The organism is Streptomyces achromogenes (genome assembly GCF_030816715.1).
Lineage (GTDB): Bacteria > Actinomycetota > Actinomycetes > Streptomycetales > Streptomycetaceae > Streptomyces > Streptomyces achromogenes_A.
On sequence record NZ_JAUSYH010000001.1, the window covers coordinates 2755516 to 2770933 of the forward strand.

A 15418-nucleotide genomic window follows, 5' to 3' on the forward strand; every position below is an offset into this window, starting at 1 on the left:
CGGCCGCATCCCCCTCGCTCAACCCCACGCCCACCCGCTGGGCCTGGTTCGTCATGCCCCGAGCAGCACCAACATGCCTTGCCGACTGGCCGGTTGCTGCTCGGGGGCTACCCACCCGACAGAAGGGACACGCCTCAAATGATCACCCTGGACCTGCGCCACGTGGCAAGCCCCGCCGTGCGGGACCTGCTCCACCTGGTCAACCACCCCGACTTCGACCGCGCACAGCAGCAGATCGAACGCCTCGGCGGCTGCACCTAACCCGTCCGCCTCACGGGCCACACCACCACCGTCGACACCACTACCGGTGAAGTCCTGCATCGCTACTCCACCGACACCGAGCCCACCGGCAGCCTGCTCACCACCTGCGGCAACCGCCGCGCCTCCCGCTGCCCGGCCTGCTCCCGCCTCTACGCCACCGACACCTACCACCTCATCCGCGCCGGCCTGACCGGCGGCAAGACCGTCCCCGACACCGTCCGCACCCACCCCCGCGTCTTCGCCACCCTCACCGCACCCTCCTTCGGCCCCGTCCACAACCGCCCCGACACCCGGCCCTGCCGCTGCGGCACCCGCCACGACCCCACGGACCCGCTGCTCGGTACGCCGCTCAACCCGGCAACGTACGACTACGTCGGCGCGGTCCTGTTCAACGCCCACGCCGGAGTCTTGTGGGCCCGCTTCACCACCTACCTGCGCCGGGAGATCGCCACCCGGCTCGGTATGACGCAGAAGGCTGCACGCGCGGCGTTGCGGGTGTCCTTCGCGAAGGTCGCCGAGTACCAGAAGCGCGGCCTGGTCCACTTCCACGCCGTGATCCGACTCGACGGCCCCGACGGCAGCACACAGCCCCCGCCCCCGTACGCCACAGTCGCCGTGCTCACCGACGCCATCAGGGCCGCCGCACCACGCGCCCGCATCTCAGTCACCTCGGACGCGATCGGGGAACGCGAACTCACCTGGGGCCAGCAACTCGACGTACGCGAGATCGCCGCCTTCGGCACCGACAGCGAACTCACCGACCAGGCCGTCGCCGCCTACGTGGCGAAGTACGCCACCAAGTCCGCCGACGCCTCCGGCGCCCTCGACCGCTCCCTGTTCTGCCGCCCCTGCCAGGGCCGCGGCGCCACCGTGCTGCCCCACGGGACTCCACTCCCGTGCACCGCATGCGACGGAACCGGACAGGCCCGGCCGCTGCCCCAGCTCGCCGTCGCCCGGCACGTGCGGCAGATAATCCGTACCTGCTGGGAGCTGGGCAGGCTGCCTGAGTTCGACCACCTGAAGCTCTGGAAGTGGGCGCACATGCTCGGCTTCCGGGGCCACTTCTCCACCAAGTCCCGCCGCTACTCCGTCACGCTCGGCGCGCTGCGCGATGCCCGCCTCGCCTGGCGCACCGAACAGGCCCGCGCCCACACCGGCCTGCCCGAGCCGGACCCGACGACCACGCTCGTCGTCGGTCGGTGGGACTACCTGGGCGCGGGCTACAGCCCCGGCGCCGCACTCCTCGCCGCCGGCGTGTGGCATCGCAAGGAACTGGAACGACGGTTCATCGCGGAAGGCGGCAGTTGATGACCTCGCCACCGCCGACCGTCCTCGGCACGGAAGCGGTCCCGGTGCTGGATCTGCTGACGGTGCCCCAGGTGATGGCCCGCCTCCAGCTCGGCCGCTCCGCCGTCTACGACCTGCTGCGCTCCGGTCAGCTCGCCTCGATCACTCTCGGCCGCGCCCGCCGCATCCCCACCCACGCGCTCACCGACTTCATCCACGCCCGACTCGAACAGGAAGCCGCCTGATGACCACGCCCCGCGACACCCCCGCCTCCCGCCGTGTCCGCGCCAACGGCGATGGGACTGTCTACCAGCGCAAGGACAGCCGCTGGGAAGCCGCTGGATACGTCCTCGCTCCCGGCAACACCCGCAAGCGCGTCCGCGTCTACGGCACCACCAGGAGGGAGGCCCTGGCGAATCTCACGGAGAAGATCGCCGCCAGCAACCGTGGTGTCCCCGTCCCGTCTGCGCAGGGCAGCGTGGCTGCGTATCTGACGTACTGGCTCGACGCTGTCGCCGTCCATCAGCTCCGTGAGAACACGCACACCCGCTACACCGCCGTCGCCCGGCTCTACCTCGTCCCCGGACTGGGCAAAAGGAAGCTTGCCAAGCTCACCGCCAAGGACGTCCGTACCTGGCTCAACCAGCTCCGCATCACCTGCCAGTGCTGCACCCGCGGCCTCGACACCGCTCGCGATGAGCCCCTCTGCTGTGCCGCCGGAAAGTGCTGTTCCAAGCGGCTCTCGCCCCTGACCCTGGCCTACGTGCACTCTGTCCTCAAGTCCGCCCTGGAGCACGCCGTGCGTGAGGAGGAGATCCCGCGCAACGTCGCCCGCAACGTCCGCACCGGTACACCCCGCCCCCGCCGCTTCGAACCCCTCACCGCCGTCGAAGCGCGCACGTTCCTGACCACGACCAGTGGGCACCGGTTGCAGGCACTGTTCGAACTCGCTCTGCACACCGGACTCCGCAAGGGCGAGCTCCTCGGCCTACGCTGGGAAGACCTCGACCTGGCCGGCGGAACCGCCAGCATCCGACGCACCCTCCAACGCACCAACTCCAGCGGCCTGACCGCCCTCCCGACCAAGACCAAGAGCTCCGAACGGCGCATCGCTCTGCCGACGCGGTGCCTGCGCTCCCTCGAACAGCACCGCGACCGCCAACTCCAGGAACGCGAAGTGGCGGGGACGGGCTGGAAGGACAGCGGCTACGTCTTCACCCGCCCCGACGGCGAACCGGTCGAAGGGTCCACCCTCACCCGCCACTTCAACGCCCTGCTCCGCCGGGCAAGGCTCCGCCGCATCCGGTTCCATGACCTCCGACACTCGGCGACCACCCTCCTCCTGGAGCAAGGAGTGGAACTCGTCGTGATCAAGGAACTGTTGGGCCACGCCCACATCGGCGTCACCGCTACCGTCTACGCCCACGTCCGGCTCCGTCTCCAGCGCGACGCCATCGACCTCCTCGGCCACGCCCTCCGCAACCCCGCCGAGATCACCGGCAAGCCCGACGATGGCGACGAACCACCGCTCTGCGCGGCCCCCGTCCGCTGACGTTGCCGTCAACTACTGCCGTCACGGCACGCTGAAGCCCCGCCGGGCACTGCCTGGCGGGGCTTCAGATTTGCGTGTGTACGTGAGCTACTGGCCCCCGATGGACTCGCGGAACCGCCGCACCTCAGAAACGGTCGTCGACCACTCAGAAATTTGGTTCCCGTCCTCGTCAACCAAACTCCGACCCTCCACATATCGCCAAGGCTCTTGCGGATTGAACTCTTCTTCGAGGCCATCCAGGAAGATGATCGAATTTTGCACGTGGACAGATTCCCCTTCCCGGTAAATGGGCCAGCAGAAGATGAAGTTAGCGGTCTCCGGGTCTGTGATCGAAGAGATGAGGCACGAGGTCGAATTGTCGCTCGCCTCAAGCTCCCTCAGGGATCTCTCCCAACTTCGAGAGTAGTCAGCCACCGTTTCAGAAGCTCAGGTCCATCGGGAATGATTCTGAGAAATCCCCGACCGTGACCTTACCGGCAGCCTCGGAAGGCGACGAGACGCCACCCTCCGAGGCGGGATCACCGATCACTTCGATCGCGAATCGGCTATTCCTTGAAAGAGCTGCTACTCCGCCTCACCCCTCACCAGGGCTCTCCCATGCTGCTCTGACTACGCCATCTGAATCTGGCACCACGGCGCACCACCCAGCCAAGACCGCATCCGCCAGCATGAACGAAAATCCGCTGCCAGCTACTTCGGCGAGACTATCGGCCCCTCCTGGGTGGGCGCGGTAAATGAGTTGGCCAGGCGTGAGCGGGGCTTCGAACGCAGTGAAATCTTCGTCCAATAGCCCTGCATCGAGCCGCAGGTCCGGGTTTGCGACGACGCAGAGGAGCGAGCGAGACCGTACAACCTGTGCCACCTCCGTCACATTTCCCACAGTCACCCGGAACCATCGGCAGCCGTAAGCGCCGTGCGCCCAGCGCTCACACAAGAGCACTAGCCCATCAGCCGCCGCGCGAACCGAGTCCCAAAACTCGTCATCCACGACGCCATCGACAAGTCTTGGTTCCTCCTCCGGGTCCGGTTCCGATGTGCGCCACTCAAGAGACAGGTTGTCGCCAGTGAGCCCGGTAAGCGAATTGGATACCGCTGGATCCATTGAGAGATGGATGGCCCCATCCCATCCCGACTCGACGCGAAGCCGCCCCGGCGTGATCAGTCGGCAGTACGGCCCGAACCCAGCCGCCATCCGCTCAGCGAGATCTATCGCCTCCGCCGGGCTGGCCTGCATCCCGTTGCGGAGCCTCCAGTACCGGTCAGGGAGCGGTTCGCTGACCAGCAGCTCACCGACCTCAAGATGGTCAGCTCCGCATTCCTCGATCACCACGTTGAGCAACCTCCGCAAATCCGCCGCGTAGGCACTCCAGGCCGGCGCCTCTGCCAGGGAGGCGCGCACATGCTGGTCGCTCGGGCTGACGACTAGCTCGGCTGTCATTTGGCTAGCCACTTGAGACCCAACACCTCTCCTGTCGGGGATACATCCAGCCCATACGTTCCGTCCCGAGCCGAATCCTTCGTCGACTGGAAAGGATTACGGAAGCTGGCACCCTTGAATACCGCCTGCTTGTTATGCCCGGTCCGATCGTAGGTGATATATCGAGGTTGACCACCTCCAGCCTTCTTGTTCTCCCAAATTGGGGCCCCGCCTGCAGACTTCATTTTGGTCTTCGTGTACCCCAAGAAATTCGCAACATCGTCGGACTGTGCACGCGTGAGCGAGTTGCAGTTGCTGTTGTGAACGAGGACCGGCGTCTGCCCAGCGAGTACATAGTACGTGTGCAGTTCCTCGACGGTGAGGTTGTACATGTCGGCGTCACCGGGTCGGTCCACAACCGCGATGACCCGCACGTGTTCATCGGTAGCGGTATTGAGGACGTGGCCAGGCCGGAGGCTGCGAGCCTGCACCCAGGAGTGGGTGGTGTCGTCCCAGAAGGGGTGGCGGGATGTGGTCCGGAGCGTCAGATCCTTGCCCTTGAGATCTCGGATCACCACGTCGGTCAAGTCGTCGTCATGGTGTACGAAAACGGCAGTGACCTCGTGCGGGCCTTGATGCTTTCCAGTTTCGGGATCGGCACTCTCGACGCGATCCCCCTGCTTGACCTTGTCAATGGGCTTGGTTTCACCGTCCGCCATAAGGACTTGCGTCTCCGGGTCGAAACTGCACGGCCCACCCGCTGCCGAGCTTTTCCCGGATCCCCGTCCGCGCAGACCGCCTAGCCTCCCATTGCCGGCGACCAAGCCGGACTCGGCTCCGGCAGTTACCAAGTCGACGGGATTGAACCAGTCATCACCGCAATCCCACCCTGAGGGGCACGCATACATTTTCCCCTTGACTCTTTGATAGCCATTCGGATCAGATCCGTCCGCCCCCGGGGCCATGCAGTCATAGCTGTAGCCCAGATTTGGGTCACAAACGTACTCGACCCACTCCTGGAATGACTCAGCAACCGCATCAACATGTGGATTATTGACGGGAATATAAACGCCCGGGTAAACCTTGACGTTCCATTCTCCATTGCTCTTGACGACATTGTTCGAGTCACCATGAGCAGCTGCTGGGAGATCGCCAACGTATCCAGCCCCGCTGTATGAGGGAGCTCCCACTCCGCCAGCACCGGAAGGCGCGTGGGTAACGTATTCTTTCTTGCCCCCGTTGGAACCTGTTCCGCCAATGGGGTAGCCGATGCCGCACTGGTCGGCCATGCAAAGACCGGTGGGGTCACTATGGGTGACGGGGTTGTTGTCGCTGTAGCTGTAGCCGTTGAGACTCTGCGGGTCGGCAGGGATGAGGACGGGGTCGACGCTGATGAACTGGCCGATGGACGGGTCGTATTCGCGGGCGCCGACGTGCGTCAGGCCGGTCGTGGCGTCCCGTGTTTTGCCGAGGAAGCCCTTGTCGTCGGGCCAGGGGCCGTACAGCGGTGCGCCGCGGTCGTTCCCGAACGGCGTCGTGTAGCGCTTGGTGAAGGTCTGGTTGGCGTCCGGGTTGAGGGAGAGCGACGAGGTGTTGTGTCGGTCGCCCGTCAGGTAGCTGAGCTTGTTGGTGCCCGACTGGTTCGTGCGGACGGCCGCCGTGACGTCGCCTGCCGCGTAGTAACGCTGGGCCCACATCGTGCCGTTGGCGCGGAGGTGGAGTTCCGTGGCGCCGGCGTACAGAACTCGCTCGCCGTTCTGCGTGTTGCGGATCAGCAGGGAGCCGTCGGCGGAGTACACGTAGTCCGTCGACGCCCCGTTCTCGGTGAGCTTGCTCAGCTGACCCTCGGTAGACCACGCCAGGGTCTGGGTTCCCTTTGCGCCGGGGCGCAGCGACGTGTTGCCCGACTTGTCGTACGTATAGGTCCGCTCAGGAGCCGTGCACGCGGGCTTGGTCGTGGTGCCGGTCAGGGTGTGCGGCTGTGCTGCGTTGGTGTAGCAGTAGGTCGTCTTCGTGTCGCCGGTGCTCTTGTGGACCGTCTCGCTGGTCCGCTGACCCGCTTGGTTGTAGGTGTAGGACGACCAGTACGGGGCCGGGCCCGACAAGCTGGACGCGCTTCGGGCGTCGGAGCACTTCTGCGAAGCGGGGGTCCACGCCTCCGTCAGGCGCTGGTGGCCGTCGTACGCGAAGCACTGCGTGTCGGCGGAACTCGCGCCGCCCAGAAGAGTCGGATCGCTGATCGCCGTGACGTTGCCGGTCTCGTCGTAGGAGTAGTTGAGGTCCTGCAGCATGTAGCCGTGGGTCTTGTCCGTGACGTGGCTGTTACGGAGGCGGCCGGTGCCTTCCTCGAAGGTGTTGGCGACGAAGAAGCTCTTGGCGTCCGTGCCGCCTGTTCCCAACTCCAGTTGCATGGGCTGCGCGAGAGCCGAGTAGTCGACGTTCAGCAGATAGCCGGTCGCGCCGCCGATCGACTTCACATGCCCCAGGGAGTCGTAGTCGTAATCGACATACTCGGACGGCAGCCCTCCGAGAGCCGGCTCCTTCGTCATCTTCAACGTGCCGTCGATGTTGTAGTACGTCTCGAACGCCAAGGTGGTCGGCGCTCCGGCCTTCACGAAGGGGTCGCTCGCCGGCACTTGCAGCTGGGTGGTGGTGGCGCGGTTGAGATTGTCGTACGCGGTGACGGTCTGCGTGTACGCCGCTCCGGACTTGCCGCCCAGGTACCTGGTGGACGAGGTGGGCTCACCCTTGAGGGGGGCGTCATAGGCGAAGGCGGTGAGCTGGGTGGCGTCCGTCTGGGAGTTCTCCCAGGTACCGGTGGGGCGGCCCAGTTCGTCGTAGGCGGTCAGGACCGACTTGCCTCGTGAATCCGTGGTCTTCACCGGGCGGTCGAGGACGTCGTACTCGGTGGTGGTGGATCCCTTGTCGGGGTCGACTGCGGTCACCTGGCGACCGAACAGGTCGTAGCCGTATGACCATGTGGCGTCGTCCGGTCCGGTGATCGTCTCCTGCTGTCCGTCCAGGCCGTAGCTCAGCTTCGTGCGGGTGTACGAGGCTCCGACAGTGCTGCCGAAGGAGGCGTCGGCCGGGCTTGTGCTCGCGTACTCACGTGTTTCGGTCGTCTGGCCGCGCACGTCGGTGATCGTGCGGTGCGCCGAGCCACCCTCGAGCGCCGTGGTCGCGACGGAGTCACCGGTGTAGCTGGTGGCGGTTGTCCACTTCTTGACCCCGAAGATGTACAGGCTGGTGCTGGTGGCGCGGCCCGCGCCGTCGAACACCGTCTCTGCCTGCGTGGGGGCTTCACCGTTCTCGGCCCTGGTGTACGTGCCGTCGGGCGTGCTGGTGTTGTCGAAGATGTCGGCGTGCGTCTCGTACGCCAGACCACGCGTGTCGTATCGGGTGTCGGTCAGCAGCCGACCGCCGTTGGGAGTCGGTGACTGTGACTGGAGGGGACGCAGGAGTGCGTCGTAGAGCGTGTAGGTGGTGTTGTAGGTTTCGCCGTCCTTCTTCAGGGACGAGGACGAGACCCACGACGCCTTGGTGTTGTCCAGGTGGTAGGCGAACTTCTGGTTCGGCGCCTGGCTCCCGCTCGTCCGGTTCGGCAGCCAGACCTGTGTCGTGCGGCCGAGCGCGTCGTAGCTCAGCTCGGTCTTCCTGCTGTTGACGTCGTAGACGCGCAGTGGCTGGCCTCGGCGCGGGTCGAGGTAGCTGACCGTCTTGTAGGTCTTGGGGTCGGTGGTGATGGTCCGGGTCAGCGGTCCCGCGTCGACGGGGGTGTACGCGAGCAGGGTGGGAGAGTTGGTGGTCGCGTCGCTGACGCTCAGGGGCCGACCCAGAGTGTCGTATGTCGTGGCGGAGGTCTTCTGCCATGCGCTCGGCAACCGGTCGCCGTTGGCGTCCGCGGCGGCCGCGTAGCCGGTGGCGCGGCCGGTCCAGGTCGCCAGACCCTTGGTGGGCTTCTGGGACGCCGACCAGGCCGTGACGGTGGCGGTGTCGTACACGGTGCTGACGTCGGCGATCACATCGCCGCGCTTGGGCTTCGCCGGGTCCATGGACGCGGGCAGAACCAACGAACTGTCCGCCGTCGCACAGGTGCGGGCGACCGCACGGGTGCGTGACACCGCACTGGTGAGGCCGAGGTCGGTGTTGCGGGCGTACCAGGTGCGCGTGCAGGTCTCGTCCGATGCCTTGCCCACGTCCCCGGCGTCCTCCACCGTCACCGGCATGCCGTAGCTGTCGAAAGACGTGCTGGTGAGGCGCTCACGCCAGGTCTTGGAGGCGGTCAGGTAGGTGTAGCCGTGCACTTTCTCCGTGCGGACGTAGCGTGCGATGTGGACGCCGGCGCCGGGCGGGGTCTGCCGGGCCGTCTCCTGTGACCAGGGATCGTTCAGCGTCGCCGCGATCGCCGTGGAGCCGTCGTAGGTGACCTGTTCGCGCAGTTGCCCCGCGTACTCGGCCTTGTCGGTGACCGAGGCCGCTCCGAGGGCCGGTGCCGGCAGCGGTGCGACGGAGACGGACTTCGTGGTGCCGTCGCTCTTCTCGTCGCCGTGCATACCCTGCAGATAGAGGGAGACCGTCTTCGAGCGGGTTCTGTCTGTCGCGCCCGTCCATGCCGTGACCTGGGCGTATCCGCGCCATTCGGACCAGGTGCGCTCGGCCTTCTTCGTCATCGGATCGTCGTTGTGGTGCCAGGCGGCGCCGCTGTAGGCGTACGCGTGCTCGACCGTTTCGTTGGCGGCGGTCGGGTCGGAGACGGTGACGGCCAGTACCCGGTACTTGTGGAACCAGTCGATGGAGGCGTTCTCGGCGCCGTTGATGTGCCAGAACTGCGGGTAGCAGGACCGGGTATTGGTGTCGGGCGCCGCGTTCAGCACCTGGCTGCGTACGCACTCCTCGCCCGAGAGGGTCACCGTGGTGATCGCACCGGTCTCGGAAGTGACGGTGTTGATGCGCGGGCGGGTCAGGGGCAGGATGTCGTCCGTGGCGTCGACCCGGTTGGGGCGCATGTGGTAGGTGAACGTCACCGGCGCGAGCGTGATGGCCGTGTCGCCCGCCTTCGCGGTGCGCCTGAGGGACTTCAGGGTCAGTACCTGGTCGGAGCTGTCACCGATGTCCCCACCGTCCAGGTACTCCTCCGTCAGGTCCCAGGAGTCCACGGCGTCGTACGCGGTCGTGGTGGCGTTGTAGGAGAAGGTGTCGATCCCGGTCAGGCGCTTGCGGGAGAAGAAGGACGGGCCGGCCGCGTCGCAATCGTCGTCGTCCTTGGAGCAAATCGCATCGAAGGGGACGTCGGGCCAGTTCTCGGAGGTGTCCTTGGTCAGGCTGGAGCAGTCCGCGGCGGTGCAGCGCTCGGCGTAGCCGAAGGTGACCTTCGCGTCGGGCTTGTCGGTGAAGAGAGCCCCCTTGCGCAGCCCGTATTCGATCCGGCTCAGGTAACCGCCGCGTGTATAGGCCGCGTTGGCCGTCTCGGACTTGTTCTTCTTGTAGTAGTTGGTTTCCTTCGCGTACCAGTAGGTGGCCGCGTTGCCTCGGGTGTCCTCGACGTAGTCGAGGTTCCACCGCCAGGCCTGGTCGAGGGCGCGGTCGGCGAAGGCGTCGCCGCCGGAGTAGCCGGGCTCGCCGGAGTCGTCGCCGAACACCGGCACCGTCGAGACGGAGTTGGTGCGCTGGGCGTCCGCCCCGTCGAGCTTGTTCTGGCCGAACACGTACTTGGTTCCGTCGCCGGTGACGACGGTCCAGTACTCACCGTTGTCGTCGCCGTTGTCCGCGCCGGTGGAGCGCGTCACCTTCGAGGCGTCGTCGTTCTCCAGCCGCCACAGGCCGTCATCGTCGTCCTTGACCAGTCTTGAGGACTTGCCGTTCAACACGATGCGCGCGTTGTCGTACTTCCAGCAGGAGTCGAAGACGTCGTCGTGACCGTCGTCGTCGCAGGATCCGTAGGAGCGCTCGATGTAGGACTCGGTGATGCCGAAGCCCTCGCCGACCGAGGTGCCCTGGTTGTTGGAGGTGGCGGTACGGCCGTCCACGCTGCCCGAGTCGTACGAGAGGGACAGCGGCGGCTGCGGGCCTGCGGCCGCCGGAGGCAGCGTGAAGTCGTACGACCAGGTGAAGGAGCCCGAACTGCCGCCGGACTCCCAGGACGAGGACGCCGACAGCGGCGTCGCCGCGTAGTTTCCGGAACCTTTCGGGGACGCTCCGGAACCGGGTGCGGCGGCCGTCACGGCCAGCACGGTGGCGGCGGGAGCAGCAGCACTGCCCGACGCCTTCATGAGTTGCGTGGCAGTTCCGCTGCCGGCCTCGGCAAGGCTCACGTTGGCTGACACAGACTGACGCTCGAGGTCGTTGTCCGACACCAGCGGACGCTGCTTGCGGCACTCCGGCTTCTCGGGCGTCGTCAACGCGCAGGCGGGGAGCTGCACGAGACGCAGCCGCTGGGACCAGCCGCCGCCGACGGCGGAAGCGAAGCCGCTGTAGTCGATGCTGACCTTCGCGTCCCCGGCGCTGTCCGTGTCGGCGGTCAGCAGCACTCCGGTGATGCCTGCCGCACGGGCTGCCTTCTGGTCCAGCATCGTGAGGCGCGTCTCGCCGCCCGCGGCGGCTTTCCCGGCGGTGAGCGGCGCGATGGTGACCGGGACGCCGGCCGGTTTGGCGCCGACTGCCTTGCCCTGCGAGAGACCGAGTGTCGCCTCGCCCCTTCCGGGCCAGATCGCCTTCTGTTGTGTGCGGGCCTGGTCGGCCTGTGCCTTGTTGGCCTTCTTGTCCCGCCCGACCTGCCGTCGGGCCTTCTCCGCGCCGAGGCCCTCGAACTCCTTGACCTTGCTCACCCGGGACGCGGGCACGTCGGAGCGCCCGAGACCTGGGGATTCCGCGGCTTGTGCCAGTTGCGCCACGCCCAAGGGCACGACAAGCGCCAGTGCCAGCGACTGCACCAGGATCCGGCCGGTGCGGCGCTTCACATCCCGGGCAATCCCTGAGGTGCCCCTGCCAAGGTTCATTTCTTCCGCCCCACCGGTCCCGTTGAGAGAAGTTTCAGTCCGCGCGTCCACGGCCCGCTGTGCCTGCTGTGGTGGTGGCAGCCGTCGAGGCCGCCCCCACCACCTCTGCCTGTCAGTCACCGACCGTCTCTGCGACCTGATCGGGTCCTGCCATCGCGCCCGCCCACAGACGGACCTCGGCAATCCGTCCGGGCAGGTAGTGCTTCCACGCGTTACCGCTAAACCCCTTGCCGACGGCGAAGTCCCCGGTGCCGATCTTGGCGGTGAAGGCCTGTTGGTCACCGTTGGGAACGGCTCCCAGATAAAGGCCGATCGTGCCGTCCTGGGCGTTGACGACACCGGTCATCCTGACCATGCCGTCCAACAGCGCGTTGTCCTCGGAGGCCACCGCGTTGAAAGTGCCGTCGGCGTTGAGCCGGCCGAAGCGCCAGAAACCCTGCGGGACGGTTTTCTCATCCCCGGCTTCCTCATCGAAGACAGCCACCTTGTCCGTCAGCTCGTACCAGAATCCCCAGGCCGAGCCGTCGACCGTCCGCTGGCCGACCACTTGACCTGTGTAACCCACCTGTTTGTCGAGCAACTTGGCACCGTCCAAGGCCGCCAGGGCCGTGACGGTGAACGAACCGGTGTCGTCCACGACGGGACCGGCCGTGGCTGCCGCGTCGTCCACTCCGTCCAGCACGATCGACTCACCGTCCAGCGAGGCTCCACCGCTGAGGGCCAGCGACCGGCCGTAGCCGGACGTGGTGTCGGCAACGGCGGTACCGACACCCCTGTCGGCCGACCAGTCGGCGACCAGTTCCACTCCGGCGTAGTTCTTCGACGTCAATGCCCGTGCCGTCGTCGCGATCTCCTTCTGCGACAAAGCCCGCTGCCACGTCGTCGGCTCGTCGATGCTGCCTTTGAAGTAATCGGTGTAGGCATCGGCCCAAACGGCTCTGCCGATCTGCAGCGGACCCGAGCCCTTCCATGCCGTTCCTGCCTCGACAGCGCTCTGCAGTGTCCCGTTCACGTAGAGGCTGGCCTTCTTCGCCTCCGCGTCGTAGACGCCGGCTACGTGGGTCCACACACCACGCGGCGACGCCTGCGAGGCACTGGCCTTTCGTAGGACACCGTCCGTGCCCATCACGCTCAGGCTCCAGGTGTCGGTGCCTCCACCCGCGTACGACAACCCGAACGGGGTGAACTTCTGGGTGAACGGGCTTGCGCTGTTGGGCGCCTGGCTCAGTACCGTCAAGGTTCGCGAGGCAGCGCTGTCGACGCGCACCCAGGCGGAGACGGTATAGGAGTCGGAGGTGTCAAGGACCGTCCCGGCCGTGGCCGCATAGCCCGTGGTGCCGTCAAGGGTCAGGCCCTTGTCCGTCACCGGCGTTTCCAAGGCCGCACCGGACGTGTCGTGCGTGATCAGCCCACGACGGCCGCGGTCGTCGCGAACCGCGCTGCCGGCCAGGGTCGCGTCATCCGCGCCGTCCCACGTCGCCGAGTCCAATGCCGCGCCGTCGCCCTCGGTGAAGTTCCATTGCCCGACGGGCTTTTGGCCATCTGCGACCAGGAAGTCCACGACGGACTCCGCGCCGTAACGGCCGACCTTGTCCTTTGCCCGGACGATCAGGCGATACGTGCCTTCCGCCGGCGGTGTCACGCCTACCGAGACAGACGGGCCGGTCTGGTCCGACGACCACCCGGCAACCGTGGAGAGCCGGTACTGGTAGGCAACGATGTTGGTGTCACCTGTCGCCGGGTTGAAGGAGAACTTGGCCTGCACCCCGGGCCCACCGTGCGCCGTGCAGTCGTTGGGCAGGCACTGCGTGTACGGCGCGCCGACGGTGACCTGCGGCAGCTTCGGCGCGGTGGGGTCGACCTTGAAATAGCAGGGCGTGGTGTAGCCCGTGTTCTGGCGACTGGTGCCGTCCTGGTAGTAGGACAGGGTCAGCGCCTTCAGCCGGTACAGCACGCCCTCCTGGAGAGCGGGCAGGCTGCGAGCCTGCTTGACGAGGTTCCCGACGTAACCGGAGGTCGGACCATCGACGTCCGTGTGCGCGACCGTCCACGACGTGCCCGCGGACTTCTCCGTCCGCCACCGGATACGCAGACTTGCGCCCACCGAGCCACCGGACGCGGTGCGCGGTCTGCCCTGCACCAGCGGGGTCGGATCGGACACGACGGCCGGGTCAGCCGCGTTGGTGGTGCAAACGAAGCCAGTTCCGGTGACGAGCCCGACCTCCGTCGGAAGGGCGGGGACCGCCACGTACTTGACCGCGAGCACCGCGTCGTTCTTGAAACGCTTCCACGCCGACGGATCCGACTCGTCGTGAGCCTTGATCTCCAGGGTCAGCCGGGCGAACTTGCCCGCCGCGAAGTTCGCCACCGTCGACGTCAGGTTCTCGTTCGTCTCGTCCGCACTGTCGTTGAACTCGATCGGAGCGTCGGGCGCATCCGGGTCACACAGTGAACCGCGTCCCGCCGACACGTTGCGGTCCACCATCAGGTCCAGCTCGGCCGGCCGTGACGACCAGGTAGTCGCCGAGGAGATGTTGTTCGTGCGGACGAGGTCCACCCAGCGCGGGTCGCACTGGAACGCCCAGGGCTCGGTCACCCGGAAGGTGGCGTCGAGGACCTTCTTGCCCTTCAGGCTGGCCGGTGAGAACTCGTAGTACAGCTTCTGCACGTACCCCGGACCGCAGTAATAGCCCTTCCAGGTGCCGCACTTGCCGGCGCCCTTGCCCTGACCGTCGTCGCCGTTGCTCCAGCCGTAGGACTCGTATCCGTCACTGCGCAGGAGCGTTCGCTCAGAGCCTCCCCAGCCCACGGTCGGGTCGATGAAGAGGGGGAAGGCCGACGCCTCGGTCTTGGAGAGCATGGTCGCGTCCGGGACGACGGAAAGCGAGTCCTTGGTGACGGCCACGTCCATCTTGGCGACCTTGTCGCCCTGGCCCGGCTCCAGACCCGAACCGGATGGCGCCAGTTCGGACGGGTCGGACGGCACCGCCGTCTCCTCGGCGAGGGTCTGCGCCCGCATCAGTTGCGTCGTCTTCGCGGACGCTCCGGTCTGTCCGGACGCTTCTCCTGCCGAGTTCCACATCCGTGCGGGCGGCGCCCTGAACACGGTGCGACCGCTGCCGTCCACGGCTGCCAGGTTGCCGGCGGCGCCCTTACGGACGTCCAGACCGTGGGCCTTGAGCCCGAACGTGAGCTTCTTCAGCTCCTCACTGCCCGCCGCCTCCGGCGTCTTGACGACGAAGACCGGCTGGAAGCTTTCCGGGGTCGCGGTCACCTGCAGATCGACATCCGGCAGGACATCGTCGTAGACGGCCTTGGTCCCGTCCAGCCGCGGCGCGGGAAGCTTGCCCGGCCACTGCAGTTCCAGTGAGGTGCCCTCGCCCGCGATCCGCGCCAGGGGATCCTTCTCGCCGCCTGCCGAGAAGGCGATCGACACTGCGGCCGCCTTCGGCCCCACCGAGCCGTCGGAACGTTTTTCCAGTGTCGCGTCCGGCGCCTGCCAGCCACCGCCCGGCTTGCCGACCCGCACAGGGACGACCGACTGCTCGAGCGTCAAGGTGAACCCGTCGGGGTTGGCGAAGGTCGTCGTACGGTCCGTACGCTCGCCTGTCACCTCCACACGCTGCCCGGACTTCTCGGCATCGGCCAACGCCTGCTGCGCTTCGGTCAGGGGTGCGGAGTCCGCCTCGGCGGGAGCGGCAGCGGCCAGTTGGCCTGGCAGCACTAGCACACCCGACAGCACGACCAACACGGCCGTGGCGGCTGACACACGCCTGCCCCACTCCGGGCCTGGGCTTCTGGGCATGCCTGACTTCCCCCGCACGAACCGCACAGAACCCCGCCCCCAGAGTCACAAGATCTTCAAAATCAAGCGAATTCAAACCTCCCTCTCACCTTGCGTCAAGG

General features: G+C 66.8%; 6 protein-coding genes and 1 pseudogene. 3 read left to right on the forward strand and 4 right to left on the reverse strand.

The annotated features are described in order from the left end of the window. Positions 1-138 precede the first annotated feature (138 nt). From QF032_RS12485 to QF032_RS12495, 3 genes and pseudogenes are all read left to right on the forward strand, one after another. Positions 139-1569 (forward strand): annotated as a pseudogene (locus QF032_RS12485) (replication initiator). Beyond that, positions 1569-1793, forward strand: a complete 225-nt coding sequence (locus tag QF032_RS12490; RefSeq protein ID WP_298555313.1) for a helix-turn-helix domain-containing protein — start codon at positions 1569-1571, stop codon at positions 1791-1793. The pseudogene QF032_RS12485 and the gene QF032_RS12490 overlap by 1 nt, the downstream one beginning before the upstream one ends. Then, a complete protein-coding gene (locus QF032_RS12495; protein WP_307056011.1) occupies positions 1793-3100 on the forward strand; it encodes a tyrosine-type recombinase/integrase in 1308 nt (435 codons plus the stop codon). Before QF032_RS12490 ends, QF032_RS12495 begins: the two co-directional genes overlap by 1 nt. A gap of 87 nt (positions 3101-3187) precedes the next feature. On the opposite strand, the gene QF032_RS12500 is transcribed toward QF032_RS12495, so the two are convergent. The 4 genes from QF032_RS12500 to QF032_RS12515 all read right to left on the reverse strand — a co-directional run bounded on the left by QF032_RS12500 (position 3188) and on the right by QF032_RS12515 (position 15317). After that, positions 3188-3514 carry a hypothetical protein gene (locus QF032_RS12500; RefSeq protein ID WP_307056012.1) on the reverse strand — a complete coding sequence of 109 codons (327 nt, stop codon included), beginning with the start codon at positions 3512-3514 and terminating at the stop codon, positions 3188-3190. 160 nt (positions 3515-3674) lie between these two features. Beyond that, on the reverse strand, positions 3675-4430 hold the full coding sequence (locus QF032_RS12505; protein WP_307056013.1) for a hypothetical protein: 756 nt from the start codon (positions 4428-4430) through the stop codon (positions 3675-3677). A 104-nt stretch (positions 4431-4534) separates the two neighbouring features. Beyond that, complete coding sequence (locus QF032_RS12510) at positions 4535-11446, reverse strand: toxin C-terminal domain-containing protein (RefSeq protein WP_444875861.1); 6912 nt, start codon at positions 11444-11446, stop codon at positions 4535-4537. A 178-nt stretch (positions 11447-11624) separates the two neighbouring features. Further along, positions 11625-15317, reverse strand: a complete 3693-nt coding sequence (locus tag QF032_RS12515) for a LamG domain-containing protein (RefSeq protein ID WP_307042391.1) — start codon at positions 15315-15317, stop codon at positions 11625-11627. Positions 15318-15418 lie beyond the last annotated feature (101 nt).